Origin of the sequence: Enterovibrio baiacu (assembly GCF_004120195.1) — a bacterium.
Lineage (GTDB): Bacteria > Pseudomonadota > Gammaproteobacteria > Enterobacterales > Vibrionaceae > Enterovibrio > Enterovibrio baiacui.
The window spans coordinates 190227-216669 of the sequence record NZ_SCHN01000011.1 but is presented as its reverse complement, the minus strand read 5'-3'; the positions used below and the strand labels follow the sequence as shown (position 1 = coordinate 216669).

The window sequence follows — 26443 nt, the reverse complement described above, 5'->3', positions numbered from 1 at the left end:
TCCCTTCGCTCCCCCTCCCATGATTGTTCTTAATCAGAGAACACACTATTACCAGTGGCTGTGTTTATTCTTCGTGGTTGAATTTCTATACTTTCAAGGAACGTACAGGAAGTAAACAAAATGGACGGATAAAATAATGAAAAGAAACATCATTACTGCAGCTCTCCTATCAACCGCGGTTTTCGGCGCATCAATGGCGACGGCTAACGAGCCTGTTTGGGATGCAAACAAAGTACAACTGATTTCAGAGAAGTTGGATGACGGCGTTTACGCTTACTATCCTTCTGACGCAAAAGAACTAGAAAGCAAAGGCCTACCTGTTGCGACCAGTGGCGGTTTCATTGTGGGTGATAAAGGCGTGTTAATCATCGATACCATGCTGAACAAACGTTTGAACATGCAAGTCCAAGGCATGGTAAAAGCGGAAGCAAACAAGCCAATCATTTATGCGGTAAACACCAGCTCTCATGGTGACCACTCATACGGCAACATGTATTTGCCGAAAGAGACAAAAATCATTCAACACCAAGAAACACAAGATTACATCGACACCCATTTTGAACACGACACACAGTTCATGATGCAAAACTTCGGCAAAGGCCGTGGTATCGAAGAAGTTTTGCCAACAGACGCAGACATTCTTGTTGGTGACGGCGGAAAAATCACCCTCGACCTAGGTGGCAAGATGGTCGAAATCATGGATTTTGGTTTCGCTCAGACTGGTGGTGATCTGTTCATCTGGGAACCGGAATCAAAAACCATGTGGACAGGTAATCCAATTGTGGCTGTGAAGCCTTCTCTACCTTGGTTGCTTGGCGGCCATTTGCTTGAAACGCTTGAGTCACTGCAAGAAGTGCGCGCTTTCTTGCCAGATGATGCCACTGTTATTCCGGGCCATGGTTCACCAATGACGCCTGACGATATTCAATGGCACATTGATTACCTTGAAGCGGTAAAAACACAAGTACAAGCGGCTATCGATGACGGATTAACACTCCAAGAAACAGTGGCCAAAGTGCAGTTACCAGAGTTTACAGGTTACGCCCTTCGTGATTGGGTGCACCCTGGTTTAAACGTGCCTGCGGCGTACAAAGACTTGTCGTCGAAGTAATCGACATCACATATAGCAACGCACTAAAAAAGCCATCCTCTCGGATGGCTTCTTATTTTCTATGTTAGCCTGCGAAGACGACGTCTACGGTGAAACGTATTCCGCCAGTATGGTTGATACCCACCGAGCACGTGCAACAGCCTGTGTGGCAGAGTACCTGCCCGTATTGACTATCACGGCAGAAAAGGCAAACGCCACAGGGTAACGTGCTGTTTGGCTTTGGCTTTGGCTTTGGCTTTGGCTTCGCAAGTGCGTGTCATCGTTCTCAATGATCAGCGACAAACTGCGCGAACCATCCAACAAAATGAACGGCAACATCCGTGGTGTTCTCGCGGTAACTGGCGTAATAACCCATGTCGTTTTTAGTGGAAATGTCTGACAAGACAATTAAATCTCCTCGCTCTATTTCCAATCGAAATACCTCAACAGGACAAAGCGCAATGCCATGCCCTGCTATCACTGCCGTCGCAAGTAAATTGAAATCTTGATAAAGCGGCCAACTGTCCGTGGCTTTCCAAGGGACACCGGCCGCTTCAAACCACTCCTGCCACCCTTTTCGATTTTCATCATGAATGAGCGGCGCGGTGAGCATTTGTTCAGGCGTGTCTAACTGCCCCTGCGACTGCAAAAATGCTTTGCTGCACACAGGTTTATTGGCGCGAGAGAACAACCAACGAGACACAACGTGATGCCCTTTCTCCTGCCCGGTGGTAATCAGCACATCCAGCTCATTGTCTTCTAATGTGTCATCCACCGTCGCATAGACAATTTTTACATCTAAATCAGGGTGTGAGGATGTGAACGTATTCAGGTTTGGCACCAGCCAACGATTCGCAATCGACGGAATACAACCTACGGTGAGTGACTCTTTGTTAACCAACATTTTCACTGTTCGACACGCATCAGCGATATCAAACAGTGCGGGAGACACTTTTCGATACAGCGACTCACCTGAGCGCGAAAGCCGGATACCCCTCCCTTCACGAAGGAACAACTTGGTACCAAACCACTCTTCAAGGTTTTTTATCTGATGGCTTACTGCCGCGTGAGTGACAAACAATTCTTCCGCTGCGCGGGAGAAAGAAAGATGCCTCGCGGTGGCTTCAAACGCTTTTATCGCAGATAAGGGCGGTAACTTCATTGTAAGTATTTCTAACAAGTGAGTTGAAATTAGATCAATTGTTCAGCCTGACGCTTCAATTCATCATCTTCTTCAAGGTTAGCAGCCTCATACACTCAGACGTGTCGCAATCTCGATGATGGTGACAAAGTATCTGAACGTCTTCTTTTTTGAATATTTCTAACACTTGGAGACACCATGTTTATTCGATCACTTAATGACGTTGAATCAACAGACCGATTTGTAAACTGGGGAAACGGAACGAGTCACCGACTCTTGACCCAACAAGATGGCGTTGGTTTTACCGTTTGTCACACCGTGGTTCGCGCTGGCACTGAATCTAAGCTGCATTATCGAAACCATCTTGAAGCGTGTTACTGCATTGCAGGCACAGGGGAAGTAGAGGACATGAATGGCAATGTGTACCCAATCAAAACGGGCGACATTTATGTGCTAGACAAACACGACCCCCACTTCTTGCGTGGAGGCCAATCGGAAGATCTGATTTTGGTGAGTGTTTTCAACCCGCCCCTTTCGGGCACTGAAAAACACGATCTCAATAACCCAGAAGGGTCCGCTTACTAAAAGCGACACCACACTTTAGCGAGAACATATGCAGTACGCCCAAGGAGGGATTATATGTCGACCTCAAACACCACATCATCAACGAAATACACATTTATAGATAAAGTAAAAGCCATTGGCCCTGCGGTTGTCATCACCGGTTCATTCATTGGCCCTGGCACTATCACCACGGCAACAAGAACCGGCGCAGATTTTGGCTATCACCTACTCTGGACCATCCTCTTTGCCATCGTCGCGACAATCGTTCTACAAGAGATGGCGGCACGATTAGGGGTCGTCACACGACAAGGTTTGTCTGAAGCCATTTCGAAAACCTTTGAAAACAATGCGCTAAAACACTTAGCGAGAGGCCTCGTCGGTGTCGCTATTCCCCTTGGCTGTATTGCCTATATGGGTGGCGACCTCACTGGGTCCGCTGCAGGGTTATCGACACTAACAGGTGTGTCTACGCAAATACTTGGTCCACTGGTGGGTATCACTATTTTGGTGCTTATCAATTTCGGCCCGTTTGCGCTGATAGAAAAGCTACTCATGGTTTTAGTTGCCACCATGGCGGTGGTGTTTCTTGTCGCGGTCTTTGCGGTAGGTCCCAACTGGTCTGACGTTGCCAGCGGGCTTATTCCTTCCATTCCTGATGGCGGCATGTTTTTGGTTCTGGGGTTGATTGGTACAACGATTGTGCCTTACAACTTCTTTGTTCATGCCATTAATGCCAAAAAGGCGTTTGCCAGTACCGATCAGTTGGAGCTGTCTAAACTCGATATCATCGTCGCGATCACCGTGGGGGGCTTTATTACTGCCGCTGTCATGATCACAGCAGGTACCGTTATCAAAGGCACGTCGGTAGAAAGTATTGCGTCCATGGCGAAAGCACTCGAACCCGTACTTGGCGATTTTGCGAGCCCATTTCTGAGTGTGGGGCTAATTGCAGCGGGATTATCGTCAGCCATTGTGACACCGCTTGGCGCGTCGTATGTGCTGGCTGGCCTGTTTGGCTGGAAATACGACAAATCAGATAAGCGTTTTTTCTTCACCAATCTGTCTATTTTGATTTTTGGTATTTTCATTTCCGCGACGGGTTTAAACCCTGTTTTCGTCATCATCTCCGCTCAGGTATTGAACGGCATTATCCTGCCCATTGCCGTGATTTTACTGGTGATGATAACGAGCCAAGCTAAGTTCATGCGTGAATACGTCAACAGCAAAGTGTCTCTCGGCTTTGGCATTCTGATTAGCTTGATCACGATCTTTTTAGGCGCAAAAAGCTTTATTTCAACCGTATCCTCACTCGGAGGAATGGCATAAGCGAACGCGATAATAAGAACCGCAGAACGACACTGATTCACATGCGGCACCGAGTCCAACATTCAGCAGCTTTTTTGAGCTGCTTTTTTTTATCACAACGACAGGTCATGTAAAAAGAGCGCGGAAGAACAACGCTTCTGTGTCATGCAATGATGTTCGCCCTGCATTGAACGTACTTGCATCCTTTAACGTATTGTCATCAAAAAATGGGACATGACGTAAAGCGACATAAAAAAAACACCCTATCGGATGGCTTTCGACTTTCTGCATTTCCAGCTACGACTGTTTGTCCATCAGCAGTAAATTGCCACCAGACACGCCCAACACCAAAGCGCAACCTCGATTGAACCATGCTGCCATTCTCGGATTGCTAAACCAGTGACGAAGATAAAGACCAAACAAGGCGTAGACGGCAATCGCTAGGAACTCGAGCGCCAAGAATGTTGCACCAAGAACAAAGAATTGATGATTAACACTGCCCGCCACATCGACAAACTGTGGCAAGAAAGCAGTGAAAATTAGAATCGCCTTCGGGTTACCCGCCGCTAACGCAAACTCTTGCTGCAATAGAGCGCGCACACTTTTTTGAGGATTACCCTCTAATATCGGTAGCGCAGTGGATCGCCATAATTGAAAAGCAATCCAAAACAAATACAGTGCCCCAAACAGCTTAATGGCAAAAAAGACCGTTTCAGATGCATAGAGAATGACCGCCAACCCAGAGGCAGTAAGCGCAATCATGACGGAAAATGCAACAAGCCTCCCCACGCTCGCGACCATGGCTGAAGAGAAGCCATAACAACGGGCATTATTCATCGCGAGGAGATTGTTCGGCCCCGGTGTCATGTTCAAAGCAAAACACGCGGGCACGAAAAGCAGTAATGAAAGCAGATCCACGGCCTTTTCTCTTTTTAGTCACCAGTCCATAGAGAAACAGATTACGTGCCAACAACAAGGGTCGTCAATCCACGTGTTACATCAGACTCTTTCCACACTGCGTATTGCCTCCAAGAACGTTTTGAAAGCAACCCAGTACCCTTTATTTAGATGATAGTTTCCCCCTATACCCAAATAACCTAAAGATGCAGGATTCATAATGAACAAAAAGGTATTTACGCTTTGCTTAGGTTTGCTCGTTCTAACGGGGTGTGTAAACCGAGATGAGATATATGCAAATCCACCGCATGAACTGATTGATGGTGTTAATAAACTGATGCCTGCCGCGAGTGCGTTTGTCCATGACGCCCAAAAAGAGGCGTTAAAAAAAGGACAACCTCTCACCGATGCTCAAATTGTGATTGCGAAGGAAATGGGTGTTCAACACCCTGAAAAAGTGCGCGTTTATTACGTTGATAAATTGCCTACACCCACAGACCCTGAACTGCTAGAAATCGCTAAGCGCGTGGGGTATACCAACCCGAATATGGCGGGCTACGCCTACGGCTATGGTATATGGATACACCATCGTTATAAGAATCAGCGTGATCTGCTTCCCCATGAGCTTGTTCATGTAAAACAAGCAGAAGAGTTAGGGCTGACTGAACAAACACGACAATACCTCATGCAAATGTTCATTTACGGTTACTACAACGCCCCCATGGAAAAAGAAGCACGCCAAGCAACCGCTCATTTACTGTGAACGTGAAAGAAGCTTGGGCGGTATCGATTCCGTAAGCTGTAACAAGAACGACCAAAGTCTCCTTTGAGGCTGACTTTGGTCAATGTTCAGAAACCCTGCTTTTTCGAATCCTAAAGTTGCTACTCCAACCACTCGCGATGTGCTTTCTCTGCATCGCCCAAGTAATCCAATATCCAATTCACTGCGGGGTTTTCTTTGTCGGTTCGCCATGCGATACAACACGGGCTTTTACTTGGCGGCTCAACCAAGGTTTTTTCGATTAACTCGCCACTTTTCAAATACGGTTCCGCCATGTGTGATGGCATTGCGCCAATCCCTAATCCACTGCGAAAACACTGAATCGCACTGTGCCAGTTAGGGACGGTTAAGCGACGTTGATTATCAAGCAACCATGTGGCTCGCTTCGGTAAAATGCGCGAAGTGTCTTCCAAACAAATGGCGGGATAACCCAATAGCTGTTCGTGACGAATCGGTTCTTGCTCGCCGGCTAACGGGTGATTTTTCGATACCACGAAACGCCACGTCAAAATACCCATATCACGATAGCTGAGGTTTCCACTCACTGGCACCGCTGCCGTCGCCCCAATGGCAATGTCTGCGCGATCGTAAGCCAAGGCGTCCCACACGCCATTAAACACTTCCATCGTCAGCAGCAGTTCGACATCGGGAAACGCATCATAAAAATCACGCACCAGTGAATCGACACGATCTTCTCGCACCACGTTATCCAGCGCGAGCGACACACTGCGCGTCCAGCCATTTGCAACACGCTGGGTCTGCACTCGGATCTCATCCATTTGCTTCATTAATCCGCGTGCCTCTTCGACGAAAAACGCCCCCGCTGGGGTTAATTTTACCGAGCGATGCAGGCGTTCAAATAAATTCACAGCAAGCTTTTCTTCCATTTGACGAACTGTGTAGCTCACCGCACTGGGCACTTTATGAAGCTCTTCAGCCGCAGCCGAGAAGCTGCCGCGTCTTGCTACGGCATCAATAACTTGAAGATCGGGATAAGAGAACATGAGGATAGAAGCCCTTTTTCACTGAGCTGTTCACTAAAGCGTGAACAATTATTGCTTTATATTGGTCACACTTAGGCTTCAAATCAAATTTTTTGAAAGCAGTTGAGAAATTTTACCGTTTCACAGACTTTTTTGTGGCGGATACACTCCACACCATTGATAAACGAACGGACAACGTAAAATGAAAAATTCTGTTCCTATGACAACAATGGTGTGGTTTGCAGGCTTGAGCATGCTTGGCTTCCTTGCAACCGATATGTACCTACCCGCTTTTGAAAACATCCGTCTTGAAATGGGTACGACGCAATCCATGATCGGCCTATCTCTGACTGTGTTCCTATTGGGCATGGCATTGGGCCAAGTGGTTTACGGTCCGTTGTCTGACCGCATTGGCCGTATTAAGGTACTGGTTGGCGGTATGGCGCTGTTCACTGCAGCGACAGTGGCGTGTTTCCTATCCGACAGTATTGAAGTGTTTCTTGCTGCGCGCTTTGTTCAAGCGCTAGGTGCATGCAGTGCATCTGTGATTTGGCAAGCCATCGTGATTGACCGTTATGACAGCAAAACATCTCAACGTGTTTTCGCAACGGTGATGCCGTTAGTGGCTTTGTCGCCTGCTTTAGCGCCACTTGCAGGTGCAGCACTGGAATCTCACTTCGGCTGGCGCAGCATTTTCATTGCGCTGATAGGTTTGGGTGTATTGCTGGTGGTTACCACGCTTCGCCAAGAAGAAAGTGCACCTGCTGTAGACACGAACGAAAAAATTGGCGCGAAATTGGTTGGTGACTACAAGCACATCGTGAGTTCACGTAAGTTTGTTGGCAACATGCTGATTTTCGCGGGCTGCTCAGCGGCGTTCTTTGCTTGGCTAACAGGCTCACCGTTTGTGATGACGGAAATGGGTTATAGCGGTGCTGACATTGGCATGAGCTATGTACCACAAACTATCGCGTTCATTGTGGGTGGATACAGCTGCCGCGCATTGTTGAACAAATTTGATGGTTCAGTACTTCTACCTTGGTTTGTTGGCTTGTTTATCGCGAGTGTCTCGGCCATCTTCGTGGTGTCTTGGCAGTCTGATGTCACCAACATTTGGCCTGTATTGATCCCATTCTGCTTCCTAGCAGTGGCGAACGGTGCAATTTACCCAATCGTGGTGAATAAAGCGTTGGAAGATTTCAAACACTGTAGCGCAACCGCTGCTGGTCTCTTGAACTTCCTGCAAACCATGATTTGTTTTGTAGCGAGTGGCATTGTGTCTGCGATGGCAGTGAGCGGTTTGCTAACAGTGTCTGCGGTAATGATGGGCGCTGCGGCTGCAGTTGCGCTGGGCCTTGTTCTGAGCTGGAACGGCAACCGCGCGACGATTGAAGAAAGCCCACAAGCGGCATAATTCATCGAAACAATGTAAGTCGTAGAAACAATGTAAGCCATATAAAAAAACCGCCCTTCTCGGCGGTTTTTTTGTTTATGCCGTGCGCTGACCGACCCCCATCAGAACACGCATGTCCCCCATGTTGAAAGGAATGGAGGTTGAAATCACGTTCAAGCCTGCGTTCGTGTACGCTTCTTCAATTTCACTCACAGTAAAACCCGCGCTTGAACTCTCGCTCTTTTCCCAATCCCACTGCACGAGCAACCCACCATCTACCAACAACATGGCTAACAACGCGATGGTTTCTTGATAATCTGGCACAAAAGCGAGTGACGAAGACGCCACGATCACGTCAAAACGCTGGCCCGCTTGTTTGTATTCTCGAACGAACATTTCATCAACCACACCAACCACGGTGCTCACGTTCGGCAACTGTTTCGCTTTCAATGCATTGATCATTTCCACAGAGGGGTCGATGGCAGTGATTGAGGTCACTTTCGGCGACAGCTTTTCTGTCAACAAACCCGTGCCACACCCAAAATCGAAGATCTTACTTCCTTTGATTGCCACAACGTTCGCCAACGCACTGGCTACTTTTTCTGAATAGGCGATAACCGCTGCATTAGAATCCCATTCTGCAGCCATATCATCCCAGCTTTTACTCATGTTCTGCTTCCTACAGCTTGGCGAATGAGAGAAAAATACTAGGGCAAATCACTATTCGCTGCCACCAATCCTTGTGCGTTTTATTTTGGTATTGAGTTATTGGTTCATCTCTTGCCTAGATAACTGAAATTTTCGATATAAAAAAAGCCAGAGCAATAGGCTCTGGCTTGTACATTGTTTGGGTTTGATGGCGCAGATTCAGCGCGACACTAATTTCATTTCCATCGGCCCACCGAATTTCGGCAAGGTCGGGAACACGGTATTGAGAGCACTATTCCCTAGCCCTAACCACTTCACCATGTAAGCGGCATATTGCTCATGCGCGATTTTGGGGATGATACGCCCTTCACCGTTGTCATCTTTGCCGCCGCGTGTGAAATCTGGGTACTCACCACAACACTCGCCGCCGCGCGTTGGCCCGCCAAACATAAACTGTCCACCACCCCAACCGTGGTCAGTGCCTTTTCGCGCATTGTCGTGCATGGTGCGTCCAAACTCTGACAATGAACAGGTCAGTACGTTTTCAGATAAACCATCGGCTTCTAGCGCGTCATAAAGCCCTGCAACCGCTTCTGAAAATTCTTTCATCAGGTCATCTTGACGGCGAACTTGATTATCGTGGGTGTCAAAACCACCGATAGTGACATAGAACACCTGACGGTTGTGACCCAGAAGCTGTGCTGCGTCGATCATTTGCTTGATGCCGCGCAACTGGGTGCCCAGGTTCGATGTCGGAATACGGTCATCCATTGGGATGCCTTCAACGATCGGCTCCATTTGTTTTTGCGCCGACACGGCTTGTTGAACAACATTGGCATAGCCTGCCACCAGCGGTGAATCGTAATGTTGGTTTGCCATGGTTTCGTAGCTAGAACGAATGACTGCGCTCGACAACGCTTGCAACTCTTGAAAGCCATTTTTGTTCACGAACATGCTATCCGTTGAGTAGCTATTCAAGATGGAGTTCGGGCCTGTGTAGAAGCAATTTGGCATGTCAGCCATAGAGCGAGCCATCACGTCCATCGACATCCCTAGCCAACCGTGTTCACTGTAGTTCTTCCCCATCCAGCTGTGTTGCCATACCTCTTGTTGTTTGTTGTGAGCAAACAAATACGGCGGCAGTTCCACACGGCCAGACTCAAGATCTTCTTTGGATGTCGGCTCAAGCAAAGGCCCGACATTCATCACCACATTGGCTTGGCCTTTATCGAACAATGGCATAAGTGCACGCATGGATTTGTTCAAGCCAAACTGAACGCCATGTTTATCTTTAATATTGAGTGGCATAACGTGACTGCGTGGCACAGCAATGCCTTGGCGTGATGCGTTGAATTTATTAAAATTTTCGCTATCCAGCGGCAAAACCTGATGGAAAAAGTCGTTACCGCCATTGAGGAAAATGCAGATAAGCGCTTTGTAGTCTTCAACGCCTCGTGCTTGAAGGCTAAAGCTCATTGGTGCGGCAGCAGCTGCGCCTGCAATACCGGCTGATTTGATGAAATCTCGACGTGTTAGTTTCATGATGCGCGGTTCTCCTGAACGTGGAAATATGGGGAAGATAAAGCGATAAACATTAATCGCTGAACCCACTTACCTGCGTGCATATCGAGTCCGTTATAGTGATCAGACAATATGTGTTGCAGTTCTACCGGCATAGCGCCATTAAAAAATCGTTCAGACACTGCGGTAATAAATCCGTGAATGTCTTTCGTGTCGAATGGCGTTTTTAAATCTTCGACGTTGATATAAAGCTGTTTTTTCAGTGGTTTATTTTCATCTTGCAGATTAAGTCTGAATATTCCATATATAAAATTGTGAACATAAATAATATGGGACCAATCAATAATCTGTAATTCAGGAGACACCAAATTGTTTTCACTTACTACACCACTGGGTGCGTAATCAGGTAAGTAAAAATTAAACACAGACGGTGAACCTAAAGGATATTGGTTACAGGTTTTCAGATAGACCAAATCTGTTTCTACCAATGGGCTGCCTGCGCCCGGTTGTGCATCTAATGCACGGTAGATGTACACCAAAGATAACCAAGGCTCTCGGATCTTACTCATGCTCATTGGCGGTGCGGTGTAGACTTCTTCATCTGCAAGTATTGCCCAAACCACTGCTTTCAAATCGCCAACAACCCCCTCTCCATTATTCAGGAAGACTTCGGTTACACGGCGAACATAGTCTGGTGAAGGATTAGATGTGGTGAGTTTTTGGATTAACCCTTTACTGATGTTAGGCGCAGTAGAAGGGTGATGCAGCAATACATCCATCACACGATCCATTTCTACAGCGGCATCGACGTTCTTAGGGAAACGGTGTCCCATGATGGTCTTTTCACCTGGGTCATGGTACTTACCATTGTTGGTCATGGCTTCAATCATGTGGCTATCAAGACTGTCCCAGCCAGTGAAGACGCGTGCCAGTTCTTGAATGTCTTTTTCGTCGTAACAGGCCAAGGGCTGACCGTTGTTTCCCATGATGTAGGAACCATCAATGTCACGTTCATACAGCCCAACAGAAAATAGCTGTAAAATCTCACGCGCATAGTTTTCGTCAGGACGACGCCCTGTTAGCGGGTCACCCATTTGATTACCTACCATGGTCAAGTAATGCCCCATCACAGGTGATAGAGAGACAGCCTTTAACAAATCGCGGTAATTTCCAAATGCGTGTTCACACAACAAATCGTTATAGTGCGCGATTGCAGGTGTGTGATTAATGAGTGTTGCATCTTGATCTGAGGCCACAAAGATTTGGCTGAGCGCATAACCTACTTTTTGTCGTAGCTGGTCATCGCCATACAGCGCGATATCTAGCCAAGCACGAATGCGTGTAGAGCGAGATATCATTTTTCCGTAACCTTGAGCGGCGAATTGTTTTTCGCATTGCTTTAAGTGAGAGGAAGCCGGCAGTTTCACTTGTTCATCGAACCAAGCTTTAGCGCGTTTGTTGACTAATGCATTTGCCTCGCCCTGCTTCGGACCAAACGTCGCTAAATCTAACCAACGTGAAGCATGTGTGAAAGAATCAAATTGCATATCAATTACCCTTAAATGAGTCGGGCAAAAGTGATTTGTATTTTTACTACTCAGTATCACTTTTGAACCATTGGACACACATTTAAGAATATTCATATCTTTCACTCTGCAAATAAAGTCGATCTATTTATTGGGAGAGAATCAGAATAATAGATTAAATCTCATATATGAAACATATATATCATTGACTATTTACAGCCTAATGAGCTAACCGCCTCTAATGTTCTAATTATTGCAACGGGAATTTGTAATAATGCTTCGCAAGGCATTGGTAATTCAGTTATTTCTCTCCCTTTAATTAGCGTAATTTATTTCGCCAAATTTTACGCATGATTTATGTCGTATAAAAAACCGCCCGTTAGCGCTTGTTTTATTTGGGCGTAACGCACTAAGGCGATTCAGGGAGGAATTCGATTTGGTGAAGAACATCACCCGGTAAGAAAGGAGTTGATTCTTGATTGGCATACGCCTCAAAGCCGATGCGATAAAACGGCGAAAGTGGATGGCCGCTCTGCCCACCCGGCAGCGTAAGCACACCATTTACTTCGTCGCCAGGTTGAACAATCAAGCGTTGTGACGCACCAAATCGTTTGCCCTGCACCGCAGGCATAAACCTATCTCCAAACCCTTCAACCTCGGGCATGTTGAGTAGATTACTCAGCACAGGAATTTGCTGACTAAACGGATGCTGCACTTGAAGGCGGTTCACCTCTCCCCACCGCAACGCTTTCAAAGACCCAGTGGCATGCCCTGTCATGTCCAGCATGAGTTGTTCTCGCATATCTATGTATGCCGTCGTGAAGAAGGCATTCCAATTAGCCGCACCATGAGGCTTCCAACTGTCGGTTCGCGCTTGAACAAGCTGCCACAATGCGGGCTCAAGCTGCCTTTCAATGAGCGTTAAGCTGAGGTTCTGCGCAGCGAGTTGAGATTCTACGGGCGCGAACAGTTGATCGATAAGTGTATCTCGGTAACGTTTCACCAAGCTGTAGCCAACGGAGTCTGCACAGGCGCAACCTTGCCACCCTTCAACTTCCTTTATGTCTTCAGCAAACAATTCGGGCTTTGTTTTTAGCACCTCAAGCAAGAAACCTTGCCATCGCGCCAGAAACAACGCCTCGTTATCTAATTGAATCTGATAGAAATCTTCAATGTCGAACAGGTCCTTCTCAAACAGCCGCGTTTTAATCTGTTCGCTTCGCGCCCCCAGTGCATAGCCACCGTCGCCAAACCGATGATGTTGAGATCGGCTCACGGCGCGGCTGTTCGCCGTCCAGATTCGCTGATCTTTCGGGTTCACCACTGTAGGCAGGTCACGTGCCTGTTTCGACCATGCGTCATCAAAACGTGCCGATGGTATCGGCGTATCCGCAGGTTTGCGTCTATTAGGCACTGCGCCTGTGATTTGCCATGCAATATCACCGCTGCTATCCGCAACCACCATGTTCTGTGCCGGTATGCCAATCTTCTTACTCACAGCAAGTGCGTCGGACACGGAATCTGCCACTTCAAGATTCATTAAATTCAGGTTGATGGCGTAGTCCTGATAACCCACCCACGTCAGCGCATACTTCTCGTTATCGATTCTTCTTACTGGCCCGAAGTGACTCACTTCGACATAGAACGTCTTCTCGCCATCTGGCAATGGGATACTTTCTGCATCCAGCGCCGTTTTGTCTTTCTCTGAAAGCTTTATCCAATCCGCGGTATCGATATAAGAATTGGTAAATCCCCACGCAATCTTGTTGTTCGAACCCACAACAATGGCGGGCACGCCGGGCAAGCTGACGCCGGTCACCTGCGTCTCTTGTTCGTTGTTGGTGATGTTGAGCTGTGCGCGGTACCAAATCACTGGCGTGTTTAGCATGAGATGCATATCGTCAGACAACATGGCTTTGCCATTTCGGGTCAGCGCGCCGCTCACAGCCCAGTTATTGCTACCTACCTCTGCGTCTTTCTCGATGGGTGTAACCGTCGCTGTCTTTAAGAAAATACTGTCTATCTCTGGAATAGACTCCTTTTTCAGTGGAAGGCGACTGCCGTCTAAAGCAGCTTGGAACTGGCTAGGTTGCGTAAGAAAAGCGAGCGTTTCCTTGCCAAAGGTTTGTTCAATGGCGTGATAGACAAGATCTCTGTCAATGCTCTGCCCCTGTAAATCCAAATACATGCTGTAAACCACCAGCAAGGAATCTTCAGGCTTCCAAGGTTTTCTATCCGACTGGGTGAGTAGATATTCAAACGTGGGAAAAGAAGCATGGGCAAGAGCATCGTTAACGCCTTTGGCATAAACAGACAAAATCTCTTTTTGTTGCTCAGGAAAGGTGGCGAGTATTTTTTGGCTGCGTTTTCGAAGCTGGTGAAAGCGCACGTTTTCATCAAGTGGTAGTGCGGAAGCACCAAACAATTCTGCAAGTTCGCCGGCAGCGTTGCGGCGGAGTAAATCCATCTGAAAGAAACGATCTTGGCCGTGAGCATAGCCTAGCGCATAAGACGCATCTAATCGATTCTCTGCATGCACAATGGCCGTGCCAAGCTCATCGCGACGTAAAAGCGTCGGTTTAGAAATCACAGAGGACACCGTGCTCCCCGACAATGTCGGCAAGCTGATCGTGAGCGCACCATAAAACACCGCTGTGGCAAACAAGCCCAGCAATATTAGCGCTACGAGGATCACCCTGATCTTATTAAACATGTCCCTAAACCTTAAATCAAAGCGAAAGAAGGTGTTCTGTTCGCTTTGAGAAATATCCTTACACCCTAAGAATCAACCTGTTTGGGTATATTCATTGAGCATAGTTCCAGATTGACTATGCATACCATTTCATCACATTGATGCTGAACACAAAATAGTCAATTCGAAATATCGGGAACTAAATGAAGATGGTCTCAATAACGATGTATGGATTAGTGGTTTTAATAGGTAACGTGTTACAGCTAAGTAGGCAAGGTGCCTAAATAAAACTTAATGACTATGAATACCGATACGATTTCCTTCGCTGTCTTTTATATGGGCGAAGACACCATTGCCGCCAATGTTGGTTTTAGGCACGAGCACATTCGTTTCTTTTTCTGCACGTTCTAGCACGTCATCCATGTTTTCAACGTTGATGTACACCATCACGCCAGCCGCGCTTGGTGTGTAGCCATCACCGGCGATAAGTGTGCCCGTCGCACCGTATACCTCCCCTTTTTCTGCAGGAAACCACGCCATGTCTGTTCCGTTCATATCATGACGTTTAAGAGAAATCGCAAACACGCACTCATAAAAAACGATCGCCCTTTCCATGTCTTCAACGGGAATTTCAAACCAAGTCACTGGGTTCATTTTAGACTCCTTTCTCTTTATATAGACTCGCTATCGCCTTGATTAACCGTAGCGCATTGTGTTTTTCACAAGCGCCCAAAACGAAAAAAGCCCCCATAAATGGAGGCTTTTTCTCGAACTCAGGAATTATTTAACGTATTCACCACGACGTAGCGCATCAATACGCTTGTCCAACGGCGGGTGCGTCATGAACAATTCACTCAGTGATTTTTTACCGTTGATACCGAAAGCAACCATTGAACCCTCAAGGCGGCTTTCATGGCTCACTTTCAAACGCTCAAGTGCAGCGATCATCTTTTCACGGCCAACCAATTTCGCTGAACCAGCATCTGCGTAAAATTCACGATGACGACTAAACCACATGGTGATAATGCTCGCCAAAATACCGAACACCACTTCGAGAATCGATGACACGATGAAGTAGGTCATAAAGCTACCGCCGCCCTCACCTTCTTCATCATTGTTCACGCCACTGATCGCGCCAGCGATGAGACGAGAGATAAAGATAACGAAGGTATTCACAACACCTTGCATCAAGGTCAGCGTCACCATGTCGCCGTTCGCGATGTGGCTGACTTCGTGTGCAAGAACAGCTTCTGCTTCGTCGCGTGTCATGTTTTCAAGCAGGCCACTTGATACTGCCACCAACGAGTCATCACGCTTTGCACCCGTTGCAAACGCGTTAATGTCGTCTGAGTAATAAATAGCAACGGTTGGCATGCCAATGCCCGCTTGCTGCGCCTGGCGGCTTACGGTGCTCATTAACCAGTGCTCTGTTTCGTCGCGCGGGTGTTCAATCACTTGACCACCAACTGAACGTAGCGCCATTGATTTCGACATCATCAAAGAAATCAATGACCCACCAAAACCGAATAACGCAGCCATCAACAACAAACCTGACAGGCTGCCAGGGTTCATGCCAGTAACGGCATACACGATGTTAAGAACAATACTGAAGACGAAAACAACCGCGAGGTTGGTCAACAGGAATAAAGCTATGCGTTTCATGAGTAATCTTGTCTCCGATATGATTGAAGCGCTCAGGTGAGATAGTAGGGTCAAACGTGCGAAAAACAAGTCCATGTAGCAATTTGTTACGCATTAGCTTGACGAACGGAGGCTCCGCCACTTTTATATACAGAACGCTCGACGTTTAAAAAGTTTTAAGGGATTAGACTTTGGTCGAGTTGTGTTTAGGCACTATCCAGAATAGTGTGTTTGAAACGGTGAGCGCATCAGGTTGATACGCTTTTGCATCCAAGTTTGGATGCGATTCTAAGGAGAGAAAACCATGGCTGACAAAGAAAATTATCGTGTCGCTATCGATATACTTTGCTGTCACTTAGGCATGAGCTTTGACGAAGCTTGCGCAGAGCTTGGTCTCGCTGACGACGAGAACCACAAGTTGCAACAGGTTTCCGAAATGCAGCAATCGCTTATGGGATTGCTAGAAGACAGCAAATAGTCGTACTGCAGTAAGCAGATAAAGAATATTGAAAAGCCAGCATTCGTGCTGGCTTTTTGTTATTCATGTCTAATTTTTTACACTTTCTTAGAGCCACTTATCAGACTAAAGTCCAAGAGGCTTTACATCAATATACTCGCTTAAATCACGGGTTTTCACTTTCGTCATGTAAGGTATTTCACCAAGCTTTGGTACTTGTAAGTGGTGTTCTAGCGTTTTGACGATATCGCTGTAGTGTTCAGTGCCCGGATTAATACGGTTAGCCACCCAGCCAGCAATCTCCAACCCATCACGACGAATCGCTTCTGCGGTGAGATAGGCATGATTTAAACAGCCCAGTTTAATGCCAACAACGAGGATCACTGGGAGTTTTTCTTCTTTGACCCAATCCGCCAAGGTGGCATCGTACGTGACAGGCACACGCCAGCCGCCAGCCCCTTCCACTAAGGCGAAATCCGTTTTTGCTTGGATGTTTTTCAATCCTTTCGTTAACAGTGAAAACGCAATCTCTTTGTCTTCTAACTCAGCGGCAATATGCGGTGAACACGGTTCATGAAGCAAACACGGGTTTACCTCGTCGTAGTTAAGGGCCAGATTTGACGCAGCACGTAAACACACCGCATCTTCATTGGTTAGCCCTTCGCTTGTTTCATCACTACCGGCTGCAATCGGTTTGTAGCCACCGACAATCAGCCCTGCTTTCGCCACTGCTTGCATTATTGCTACAGAGGCGACTGTTTTACCCACCTCAGTATCCGTGCCGGTCACGAAATAGCTTTTAGTCATTGGTTATCGCTCCAAAGCAAACTTGATAAGTCGCGGGCACGGTGCCATCAGCTCGTTGGAATTGACGATACGCCGACTCTAACGTAACCAATGCTTTTCTGCCGTTTAATCCCGCCTTTCTCCCTTCGTCTAAATGCGTTGCACCTATGCCTTTGAGATCTTTCATCAGTGCAAAAGCCGAAGGATAGCTCTCTGCCATCGCTTTGCATTCTAGGGTGTAGCCTGTGAAACCAGCTTGCGCGAGCGCAATGTTTACCGTCTTAGTGTCTACAAATGCGTTCACATGCTGCTCAGAATCGACTACTTCCCACGCTTTTTTGAGTTCCAACAGTGAACCATCGAGCAGCGTCGAAAATAAAATCTTTCCTCCAGGTTTTACTACGCGCTTTAATTCAGACAAGGGAACGGAGAGATCCCTGCACCATTGCAATGCCAGTGAGCTGAATGCCATGTCGACACTGTTTGATGCCAGCGGTAATGCCTCTGCATCACCGGAAACATAACGCAGTGAGTCACCGCAGCGCTCTCGTGCTTTTTCAAGCATGCGGTCAGACAAATCGAGCGCGATAACTGACGCCCCTTTACTGGCTAACTGCGCGCTGAAATAGCCAGTTCCGCATCCCAAATCTAGGATGCTTTTATCCTGCCAATTCCGGTGCATCGTCATCAATGCGTGACCAACACGACGCTGGAAAGCCGCACTTTTGTCGTATGAATGTGCCGCTCGGCCAAATGCCGCCTTGATTGCGGATTTATCGTCGTGTTGTTGTGTGTTTACCTGTTCGTCAAACAAGGAACCGAGTGATACGGCGTTACTCATGTCGATCCCCTTCTAATAAATGGTGCAACTCGCTGGCTAGCGCATTTACGTCATCCAGTGACTGACTCACGGACAAGGTAATGCGGAGTCGTGAAGAGTTCGGGGGCACCGTCGGTGGCCGAATGGCACCCGTCCAAAAACCAGCAGATTTAAGGTGTTCTGCGGCAGTCAGCATCTTAGTGACATCCCCCAGCACAACGGGTTTTATCGGTGTTTGCGTTTCCACGACGTCGTTGTGATCACTCAGCACATGGTGGAACCGCGACGACAATTCATGCAGTTTTTCTCTGCGCCAGTTGTCTTTTCTGATCATGCTAACGGCTTTCGTTAAAGCGTGAGCTTGTGCGGGAGGCATGGCGGTGGAGTACACGTAATGCCGCGCGAACTGCGTCAGATAGTCATGCACTTGCGCACTGCACATTACAGCTGCACCCATCATTCCAAAGGCTTTACCGAAGGTCACAATCAAGATGTCAGGCTGAATGCCTGCATGGTCGCAAGATCCTCTTCCTTCTTTACCCAATACACCAATGCCATGCGCATCATCAACCATCAAACAGGCGTTGTTGGCGTTACACACAGAGGCAATGTCTGCGAGTGGCGACAAATCGCCGTCCATGCTAAATACACCTTCTGTGATAACAAAGCGAGAAGGCGCATCGGCGTGGTTTTTTAGTGCATTATCGAGTTTGGCGGTGTTGTTGTGAAGGAATCGAAGCATGGTGGCATCAGACAAGATACCCGCTTCCATTAACGACGCGTGGTTAAGCTTGTCTTGAAACAGTACATCCCCTTTTTCAAGCAAGGAAAAGATCACTGCTTGATTCGCAGAGAAGCCGCTATTGAACAGCAGCGCGTTGTCAAAACCAAGCCATTCACACAGCGATGCTTCTAACGCTTGATGCGCGTGTGAAAAGCCCGTCACCAACGGCGATGCTGTGCTGCCTGCACCGTAAAGAGATAAACCTTCCTGCCACGCTGAAACCAACGCCGGATCGCTGGCTAGGCCAAGATAGTCGTTACCCGAGAAGTTCAGGTACGTCTTGTTGTGTTCGTCAAAGAGCTTTCCATCTTGGTGATGGAAAGCCTTCACAGAACGATGAAGCCCTTGCTGCTGACGCTCAGCAAGCTTCTGCGCGATACGGCTTGGCAGTTGGCTTGTTCCGGTCATGAGTAACTTGGCACCTAAACGCTGGCTTCGTAAAACAAGTCATCCTTGTCAGGACGCGCCGCGACACGCTCTGCCACTTCAGCAAGCAAGGTTTCTTCTTGGATTGCATCCGGTTTTTGAGCGCGTTGTTCGCTATTAATACCCAGCTTTTTAAACAGCATCATGTCTGCGTCTTCGTCAGGATTTGGCGTGGTAAGCAGTTTGCAGCCGTAGAAGATTGAGTTTGCACCGGCCATAAAACACATGGTCTGCATTTGCTCATTCATGTTTTCACGGCCCGCTGAAAGACGCACAGCAGATTTCGGCATCATGATGCGCGCAACGGCAATAATACGAACGAAATCGAAGGGTTCAACATCGTCAACGTCTTCTAGCGGCGTGCCTTTCACTTTCACCAACATATTGATCGGCACACTTTCAGGATGGTGAGGCAAGTTAGCCAGTTCCATCAACAAGCCCACGCGGTCTCGGGCGTTTTCCCCCAAACCGATGATGCCACCGGAACACACTTTCATGCCCGCACCGCGCACATTTGACAAGGTGTCTAAGCGATCTTGGTATGTACGCGTGGTAATAATGTTGCCGTAATATTCTGGCGACGTATCCAGGTTGTGGTTGTAGTAATCCAAACCCGCATCTGCCAACTCTGTGGCTTGTGATTCATCCAACATACCCAAGGTCATGCAGGTTTCTAGCCCCATGCCTTTCACCCCTTGGATCATTTCCTTGAGGTATGGCATGTCACGCGCTTTCGGGTTTTTCCACGCAGCACCCATACAGAATCGGGTTGCACCAGAACGTTTTGCTTTATCCGCTGCATCCAAAACGCGCTCGACTTCTAGCAGGCGCTCTTTTTCAACATCGGTACGGTAATGGGCACTTTGGGGGCAGTATTTACAATCTTCCGGGCATGCACCCGTTTTGATAGAAAGCAGTGTGCTCACTTGCACTTCATTGGCGGGATGAAACTGTCGATGAACCTGCTGCGCTTCAAACATCAGATCCATAAAAGGTTTTTCGAATAAGGCCTGCACTTCCTCGACAGTCCAATTATGGCGAACTTCCACCTGTAATACCTCAATTTGGAATGAATGACATACCCAAAACACCTAATGAGACGCACCTGAGTGCCAACCCTTTCTCGTAAATGGCGAGAAGACAAAGTGATTTGGGTATGGTGACTTGTTCAGTCTAAAGTGAAGCCTTACAATGTCAACGGTGATTAATTCCTATGGTTTACAACTGGATATTATTTATACATGGATATTGCTTTCGATCGTGAACATATTTGGCACCCATACACCTCAACCATCAACCCGCTTCCGTGCTATCCCATCGCAAGCGCAGACGGAGTCTGCCTTTATTTAGAGGATGGCACCGAGCTCATTGATGGCATGTCTTCCTGGTGGGCTGCGATCCATGGTTACAACCATCCCGTGCTGAACAAAGCCATGATCGACCAAGCTGGCAAAATGTCTCACGTGATGTTTGGCGGGATCACGCACGAACCCGCGATTGCGCTTTGTAAGCAGCTTGTCGACATGACACCCGCGCCGTTAGATAAAGTGTTTCTGTGTGATTCGGGATCGATCTCTGTGGAAGTTGCGCTCAAAATGGCGCTGCAGTATTGGCACGCGAAAGGCGAACCAAAATCGAAATTTCTTACACTGCGACACGGTTATCACGGCGACAGCTTTGCGGCAATGTCAGTCACTGATCCAGACAATTCCATGCACAAGCTCTACAAGGGCTTTCTTCCTGAGCACATCTTTGCCGATTCGCCCGAATGCGGTTTCTATGACGAATGGAAAGAAGAAGACATTGCTGATTTCAAAGCCAAACTGACAGATAACATCCGCGATATTGCCGCCGTGATCCTTGAGCCTATCGTTCAAGGTGCGGGCGGCATGCGCATTTACCATCGTACGTTTTTGACGCGTGTTCGTGAGCTGTGTGATGAACATGGGGTGTTGCTCATTTGCGATGAAATTGCCACGGGGTTTGGTCGTACGGGTAAGCTCTTTGCCTGTGAACATGCGGGGATTTCACCAGACATCATGTGTTTGGGTAAGGCATTGACGGGAGGCTATATGACAATGGCCGCCACGATCACAACAAAGCATGTCGCTGATACCGTGTGCAGCGGAGAGGCCGGTTGCTTTATGCATGGCCCCACCTTTATGGGCAACCCTCTTGCCAGCGCCGTAGCAAACGCAAGTTTACAACTTTTAAAAGACACACCATGGCAGGAAAAAGTGCTGACCATTGAGTCACACCTCGCCAACATGTTGCCTCCACTAGAATCCCTTAACGCCGTAAAAGGGGTGAGATGGCTTGGGGCAATTGGGGTTGTTGAACTCAATACACCCGTGCATGTCGAGTCAATTCAGAAACACTTTGTTGAATCGGGTGTGTGGATTCGTCCTTTTGGCCGCCTTGTCTACATCATGCCGCCCTTTGATATGCGTGAAGATCAACTGCAAAAACTGGTTGATGCTATTCAACGTGCTGTCGAAAGCATGTCTTAAGCACGTAAACGCCGTGTTACGCGACGTTTAATTGATGGCTGAAGTGATCGCATCATGAAACGCCTCCGTAAATTCTAACGTTATTTATGGAGGTTCTTCATGCAATTGGGTTTATTTCCGCTACCCCTGTTTTTGCTCCCTGGGGGCATTACTAAACTTCGTATTTTCGAACCTCGTTACGTTCGCCTCGTGAAAGAATCCATGGCTGAACAGAAAGGGTTCGTCCTCGCGATGAAAGAAGGCGATGCTATCTGCACCTACGGTACGCACGTTCAAATCATCGACTTTGAAACCCTGCCTGACGGGCTACTCGGTATTACTATCAAAGGTCTGTCGCGCGTCAAGCTCTCACACATCGATCAAGAAGATGATGGTCTTTGGATAGGAAACACTGAAACGTTGCCCGATTGGTCGACCAACAGTGCAAACCCCGGCTTACTGAGTGAAGCCCTTGAAGCCTTGTTCAAAGCTCACCCTGAACATGCCTCTCAGTACAGCGATGAATTGCACTTCAATGATGTGAATTGGGTATGCCAGCGTTGGCTAGAGGTATTGCCTTTAGCAAATAATCAGCGCCAGTGGTTCATTGCACAGGAAGACGCGGAAGATGCGAAGCAGTTCATAACCGTGCTCCTCACTGAAGAAATACAAAACGAATACTGATCCATTCATGATTTCACTACGTTAACTAATACATGTCACAATTTGGCACATGCAGGAAACATTGATCATGGAATTGGCCAGAAGTACGTATAATGCTAACAACACAAAACGTTCGAGTAGTCAGACACCTATGTCAGTACCCACTCCCGAAAAGTTGGCTGAGCTTTTACAACGCGTCGCTGAAACGCGTGACAATGCTGCATTTGCGGCGTTGTTTAAACATTTCGCACCCAAAGTTCGCGCCTACGGTTTACGCCATCTGCGCGTTGATGGTCATGCTATGGAGCTTGTTCAAGAAACCATGATTCTAGTGTGGCGCAAAGCCCACTTGTACGATGGTTCCAAAGGCGGCGCCTCGACATGGGTTTTCACTATCATGCGAAACGTCAGCTTTGACATGTTGCGTAAAGTAAAAAGCAACAGAGAAGATTGTTTGAGTGGCGATATCTGGCCGCTTATCGACGGTGAATCAGGCGATCAGGAAGATGAAGCGCTACAGGATCAAATTCAATCTCACCTTCTGTCTTACATCGACCTATTGCCCGATTTACAGCAACAAGTTGTTAGAGGTGTCTACTTGAAGCAATTAACCCACCAAGAGCTCGCTGAACAGTTAGATGTTCCTCTAGGAACCATCAAATCCCGTCTGCGTCTAGGCCTTCAAAAGCTTCGTACACACTTGGAGGTGAATGATGATTAAGTATCACCCAACCGATGAAATGCTCATGGCTCATGCCGTTGGTGAACTTGCTGCGTCAATGGCCATTGCGGTATCAGCGCATTGTGAAATGTGCGACCAGTGTGCGAAGAAAGTTGCGCTGTTTACAGAAAAAGCCGCACAGCAAGCTTTTGACGCGCCGTCGTCAAACGATGACAACGCAGAGGCGAGCATTACCGATTCCTTGAACGAAGAATCGTTTGATATGGATGCGATGTTTGGCAACATGCTGGCCGACATTATGTCTGACGAAACAGTGCCGAAAACCCTCGTCACGCCATCACCACAAGCCGAAATCAGCGTATGCGGAGAAACTTACGCGCTGCCACGCGCATTGCGCCGCTACCACCAACTGGGATGGAGCTCGATCGGCACCATTAGTCGCGCGCGCCTTCCACTGAATGAAGGCGATACACGCGCCAGCCTCTTGCATATTGGTATGAACGGCAGTGTTCCCAGTCACACGCACAAAGGCACCGAGCTGACCCTACTGTTAGGTGGGCACTTCGAAGATGAACACGACACCTACGTGCCGGGAGATTTTATTGTGTTGGATGGGAACAATCACCACACGCCGCAAACCCATGATGGTTGTCTTTGTTACACCGTATCAGACGCACCTCTGCACTTTACCAAAGGCGTCAGCCAGTTGTTAAATGCTGTTGGCCGCGTTATTTATTAGTTGATTTAAATAGTTAACAATTCCACCACATGTTAAAGCGCCCTTTGGGCGCTTTTTCTTTTTCAGAGTTTACATCTTTATTACAACAATCTCCGTAATATTTTACATCGCTGTAATTCTTCATTGCTATATATAATCAGGCATATGCGATCTATCATCATATTTTATTTCAATTACTGCTTTACAGATTAGTAATTCACCTGATTTAATCCAAACGTTAACAGCTCATACACAGTGAAGTGAGAAAAATGAAGCAAGAAAACTCCCCTTTAGCACGTGTTACTAACGCCAGTCTGGTTGTTCAGATTTTGGTAGGTATTATTGCCGGTGTTGCCCTCGCTAGCCTTTCGCCAGAAAGTGCTAAAGCCGTCGGGTTCCTAGGCGGTCTATTTGTTAATGCTCTAAAAGCCGTCGCACCGATCTTGGTGTTTGTATTGGTTGCAGCATCAATCGCAAATCAGAAGAAAAACCAACACACCCATCTTCGTCCGATCATCATCCTTTATTTAGTTGGTACTTTCGCTGCAGCGATCACGGCTGTCACCATGAGCTTTTTGTTCCCGACAGAGCTTACGCTAACAACAACAGATTCTGCCATCGCGCCACCAGAAGGCATTGTTCAGGTTATTCAAACCTTGTTGTTCAGCATTGTTGATAACCCTATTCATGCGCTGATGAACGGTAACTTTATCGGTATCCTTGCATGGGCCATTGGCTTGGGCATTGCGCTTCACCACGCATCAGATACCACTAAAACCGTATTTGGCGATGTTGCTGAAAGTGTGTCTTTCATCGTTCGCTTCATCATCAAACTCGCGCCAATTGGTATTTTCGGTTTGGTTGCTAAAACCTTTGCGGAAACCGGCTTTGAAGCACTCGTGGGCTACGCGCATTTACTTGCGGTATTGTTAGGCAGCATGGCGATTATCGCCTTGGTTGTGAACCCGTTGATTGTTTACATCAAAACACACACCAATCCATACCCATTGGTGTTCCAATGTCTGCGTGAAAGTGGCGTAACGGCATTCTTCACGCGTAGCTCTGCCGCCAACATCCCTGTGAACATGCAGCTATGTAGCAAATTGAAATTGGATAAAGACACCTACTCTGTCTCTATCCCATTGGGCGCAACCATCAACATGGGCGGTGCAGCGATTACCATCACGGTATTGACGCTTGCAGCGGTTAACACCATGGGGATCCAAGTGGATATCGCGACAGCCATCCTACTGAGCATCGTTGCTGCCGTTTCAGCATGTGGTGCGTCAGGCGTGGCGGGTGGTTCACTTCTGTTGATTCCACTGGCGTGTAATCTGTTTGGCATCCCAAACGATATCGCCATGCAAGTGGTCGCGGTAGGCTTCATCATTGGTGTTGTTCAAGATTCAGCAGAAACTGCATTGAACAGCTCAACGGACGTTGTCTTTACCGCAGCAGCATGCCGCGCGAAAGAAGCTGAAGCGCTTCAGACGTCGACAGTGAAATAAGCACAACACCCTGTTCACCCAAAAAAGGCGCTTCTGCGCCTTTTTTGTTTTCACTGCATCGGCGTGCCAAACCGTAGCTTAGACCGTAGAATAAAAAAGGTAATAAATTCGTACATCCACAGGCCTCTTCCTAAGTCCTTCTAAGCGCAACACTTACGCTTATCGCACTAAATTTCGGCGTTCTCAACTCTGACCCGCTCACGACTTCAACAATCTGTGTATCTTGGTTTACAGACATTTTTAGACGTCTAGACTGTTAGCTTTCCTTTCTAGGCGTTTATCTTTATAATCCCGCCTCTTTTTTGTGAGCCACTTAAAATAACTGGCGTCAAAATATGCGTTGGACAAATAGATCCTGTCCAGCACAAAGGTTTATCTATGAATTTCTCAGCAAAGACTGTCGTTATCATTGCTATTGGTGCTGCGCTTTACGGCATTGGCGGCTTGCCAATGTTCGGCATTCCTGTTTTCGCAAACACGACGCTCAAGCCAGCAATGGCCATTCTTGCGCTTTTCTCCGTGTTGTTTGGCCCAGGCGTGGGCTTTTTTGTTGGCTTCATCGGCCACTGGGTCACCGACATGTTCGCCGGTTGGGGTGTTTGGCTGACCTGGGTATTAGGCTCTGGCATCGTGGGCTTCGTGATCGGTTTCTTCCCTATTTTGACCAAGCGTCGCCTGAAATACGGCAGCTTTGGCCCGATTGATATCGTGCTTTTCGCCTTGCTTGCTTTGCTTGGCAACGTGATTGGGTATGGCACATCTGCCTTCCTTGATACCGTGCTTTATGCCGAACCTTTTACCAAAGTCTTTATTCAGCTTTGTATTATTGCTGCAGGTAACGCCTTGCTGGTTGCCGTTGTTGGCTATTTCATTTTGCAATCTGTGGCCAAACGCAACAGACAGTGCCGTAATTTGACTGAGGCCTAAA

26 protein-coding genes are annotated in these 26443 nt (G+C 47.6%); 13 read left to right on the top strand and 13 right to left on the bottom strand.

What is annotated here, in order from left to right; genetic code table 11:
• Positions 1–136 precede the first annotated feature (136 nt).
• The gene (locus tag EQP46_RS13400; protein WP_129494146.1) at positions 137–1111 is read left to right on the top strand and encodes an MBL fold metallo-hydrolase; all 975 of its coding nucleotides are present in this window, start codon (positions 137–139) and stop codon (positions 1109–1111) included.
• A 61-nt stretch (positions 1112–1172) separates the two neighbouring features.
• The gene (locus EQP46_RS24115; protein ID WP_161972863.1) at positions 1173–1316 is read left to right on the top strand and encodes a hypothetical protein; all 144 of its coding nucleotides are present in this window, start codon (positions 1173–1175) and stop codon (positions 1314–1316) included.
• A 60-nt stretch (positions 1317–1376) separates the two neighbouring features.
• On the opposite strand, the gene EQP46_RS13395 is transcribed toward EQP46_RS24115, so the two are convergent.
• Entirely contained in the window at positions 1377–2252 is an 876-nt protein-coding gene (locus EQP46_RS13395) for a LysR substrate-binding domain-containing protein (protein ID WP_129494145.1), read from the bottom strand.
• Positions 2253–2429: 177 nt separating this feature from the next.
• Between EQP46_RS13395 and EQP46_RS13390 the strand changes: the two genes are divergently transcribed.
• Complete coding sequence (locus EQP46_RS13390; protein ID WP_129494144.1) at positions 2430–2816, top strand: ectoine synthase; 387 nt, start codon at positions 2430–2432, stop codon at positions 2814–2816.
• Positions 2817–2870: 54 nt separating this feature from the next.
• Positions 2871–4121, top strand: coding sequence for an Nramp family divalent metal transporter (locus EQP46_RS13385; RefSeq protein WP_129494143.1), 1251 nt, complete (start codon positions 2871–2873; stop codon positions 4119–4121).
• Between the two features lie 276 nt (positions 4122–4397).
• Here EQP46_RS13385 and EQP46_RS13380 read toward each other — a convergent pair whose 3' ends face one another.
• Complete coding sequence (locus EQP46_RS13380; RefSeq protein ID WP_129494142.1) at positions 4398–5018, bottom strand: LysE family translocator; 621 nt, start codon at positions 5016–5018, stop codon at positions 4398–4400.
• A 199-nt stretch (positions 5019–5217) separates the two neighbouring features.
• On the opposite strand from EQP46_RS13380, the gene EQP46_RS13375 reads away from it, so the two are divergent.
• Complete coding sequence (locus EQP46_RS13375; RefSeq protein WP_129494141.1) at positions 5218–5760, top strand: hypothetical protein; 543 nt, start codon at positions 5218–5220, stop codon at positions 5758–5760.
• A 119-nt stretch (positions 5761–5879) separates the two neighbouring features.
• Here EQP46_RS13375 and punR read toward each other — a convergent pair whose 3' ends face one another.
• Positions 5880–6782 (bottom strand): DNA-binding transcriptional activator PunR, encoded by a 903-nt coding sequence (punR, locus tag EQP46_RS13370; RefSeq protein WP_129494140.1) that lies wholly within the window; start codon positions 6780–6782, stop codon positions 5880–5882.
• Between the two features lie 181 nt (positions 6783–6963).
• Here punR and punC point away from each other — a divergent pair, with 181 nt between their 5' ends.
• Entirely contained in the window at positions 6964–8175 is a 1212-nt protein-coding gene (punC, locus tag EQP46_RS13365) for a purine nucleoside transporter PunC (RefSeq protein WP_129494139.1), read from the top strand.
• Positions 8176–8250: 75 nt separating this feature from the next.
• On the opposite strand, the gene EQP46_RS13360 is transcribed toward punC, so the two are convergent.
• The 6 genes from EQP46_RS13360 to htpX all read right to left on the bottom strand — a co-directional run bounded on the left by EQP46_RS13360 (position 8251) and on the right by htpX (position 16203).
• On the bottom strand, positions 8251–8823 hold the full coding sequence (locus tag EQP46_RS13360) for a class I SAM-dependent DNA methyltransferase (protein ID WP_129494138.1): 573 nt from the start codon (positions 8821–8823) through the stop codon (positions 8251–8253).
• 198 nt (positions 8824–9021) lie between these two features.
• Positions 9022–10344, bottom strand: a complete 1323-nt coding sequence (locus EQP46_RS13355) for a DUF1501 domain-containing protein (protein WP_129494137.1) — start codon at positions 10342–10344, stop codon at positions 9022–9024.
• Positions 10341–11870 carry a DUF1800 domain-containing protein gene (locus EQP46_RS13350; protein WP_129494136.1) on the bottom strand — a complete coding sequence of 510 codons (1530 nt, stop codon included), beginning with the start codon at positions 11868–11870 and terminating at the stop codon, positions 10341–10343. The genes EQP46_RS13355 and EQP46_RS13350 overlap by 4 nt, the downstream gene beginning before the upstream one ends.
• Positions 11871–12258: 388 nt before the next feature.
• A complete protein-coding gene (locus EQP46_RS13345; RefSeq protein ID WP_129494135.1) occupies positions 12259–14562 on the bottom strand; it encodes a penicillin acylase family protein in 2304 nt (767 codons plus the stop codon).
• Positions 14563–14832: 270 nt separating this feature from the next.
• The gene (locus EQP46_RS13340) at positions 14833–15195 is read right to left on the bottom strand and encodes a VOC family protein (protein ID WP_129494134.1); all 363 of its coding nucleotides are present in this window, start codon (positions 15193–15195) and stop codon (positions 14833–14835) included.
• Between the two features lie 126 nt (positions 15196–15321).
• Positions 15322–16203, bottom strand: coding sequence for a protease HtpX (gene htpX, locus EQP46_RS13335; RefSeq protein ID WP_129494133.1), 882 nt, complete (start codon positions 16201–16203; stop codon positions 15322–15324).
• A 283-nt stretch (positions 16204–16486) separates the two neighbouring features.
• On the opposite strand from htpX, the gene EQP46_RS24245 reads away from it, so the two are divergent.
• Positions 16487–16660 (top strand): hypothetical protein, encoded by a 174-nt coding sequence (locus tag EQP46_RS24245; protein WP_017011896.1) that lies wholly within the window; start codon positions 16487–16489, stop codon positions 16658–16660.
• A gap of 105 nt (positions 16661–16765) precedes the next feature.
• Here EQP46_RS24245 and bioD read toward each other — a convergent pair whose 3' ends face one another.
• Genes bioD through bioB form a run of 4 tightly spaced genes read right to left on the bottom strand, consistent with a single transcriptional unit; the run spans position 16766 to position 20504 of the window.
• On the bottom strand, positions 16766–17446 hold the full coding sequence (gene bioD, locus EQP46_RS13330; protein ID WP_129494132.1) for a dethiobiotin synthase: 681 nt from the start codon (positions 17444–17446) through the stop codon (positions 16766–16768).
• Positions 17439–18266, bottom strand: a complete 828-nt coding sequence (gene bioC, locus EQP46_RS13325; protein WP_129494131.1) for a malonyl-ACP O-methyltransferase BioC — start codon at positions 18264–18266, stop codon at positions 17439–17441. Before bioC ends, bioD begins: the two co-directional genes overlap by 8 nt.
• The gene (bioF, locus tag EQP46_RS13320; protein WP_129494130.1) at positions 18259–19437 is read right to left on the bottom strand and encodes an 8-amino-7-oxononanoate synthase; all 1179 of its coding nucleotides are present in this window, start codon (positions 19435–19437) and stop codon (positions 18259–18261) included. The genes bioC and bioF overlap by 8 nt, the downstream gene beginning before the upstream one ends.
• 14 nt (positions 19438–19451) lie before the next feature.
• On the bottom strand, positions 19452–20504 hold the full coding sequence (gene bioB / locus EQP46_RS13315) for a biotin synthase BioB (RefSeq protein WP_129494129.1): 1053 nt from the start codon (positions 20502–20504) through the stop codon (positions 19452–19454).
• A 192-nt stretch (positions 20505–20696) separates the two neighbouring features.
• On the opposite strand from bioB, the gene bioA reads away from it, so the two are divergent.
• The 6 genes from bioA (at position 20697) to EQP46_RS13285 (ending at position 26442) form a co-directional block, all read left to right on the top strand.
• Complete coding sequence (gene bioA, locus EQP46_RS13310; RefSeq protein WP_129494128.1) at positions 20697–21965, top strand: adenosylmethionine--8-amino-7-oxononanoate transaminase; 1269 nt, start codon at positions 20697–20699, stop codon at positions 21963–21965.
• A 99-nt stretch (positions 21966–22064) separates the two neighbouring features.
• On the top strand, positions 22065–22628 hold the full coding sequence (locus tag EQP46_RS13305) for an LON peptidase substrate-binding domain-containing protein (RefSeq protein ID WP_129494127.1): 564 nt from the start codon (positions 22065–22067) through the stop codon (positions 22626–22628).
• A gap of 67 nt (positions 22629–22695) precedes the next feature.
• A complete protein-coding gene (locus EQP46_RS13300) occupies positions 22696–23328 on the top strand; it encodes a sigma-70 family RNA polymerase sigma factor (RefSeq protein ID WP_129494126.1) in 633 nt (210 codons plus the stop codon).
• A complete protein-coding gene (locus EQP46_RS13295) occupies positions 23321–24028 on the top strand; it encodes a ChrR family anti-sigma-E factor (RefSeq protein ID WP_129494174.1) in 708 nt (235 codons plus the stop codon). The genes EQP46_RS13300 and EQP46_RS13295 overlap by 8 nt, the downstream gene beginning before the upstream one ends.
• Before the next feature lie 248 nt (positions 24029–24276).
• Positions 24277–25515 (top strand): serine/threonine transporter SstT, encoded by a 1239-nt coding sequence (gene sstT, locus EQP46_RS13290; protein WP_129494125.1) that lies wholly within the window; start codon positions 24277–24279, stop codon positions 25513–25515.
• A gap of 378 nt (positions 25516–25893) precedes the next feature.
• Positions 25894–26442 carry an ECF-type riboflavin transporter substrate-binding protein gene (locus tag EQP46_RS13285; RefSeq protein ID WP_129494124.1) on the top strand — a complete coding sequence of 183 codons (549 nt, stop codon included), beginning with the start codon at positions 25894–25896 and terminating at the stop codon, positions 26440–26442.
• The last annotated feature ends 1 nt before the right edge of the window (position 26443 follow it).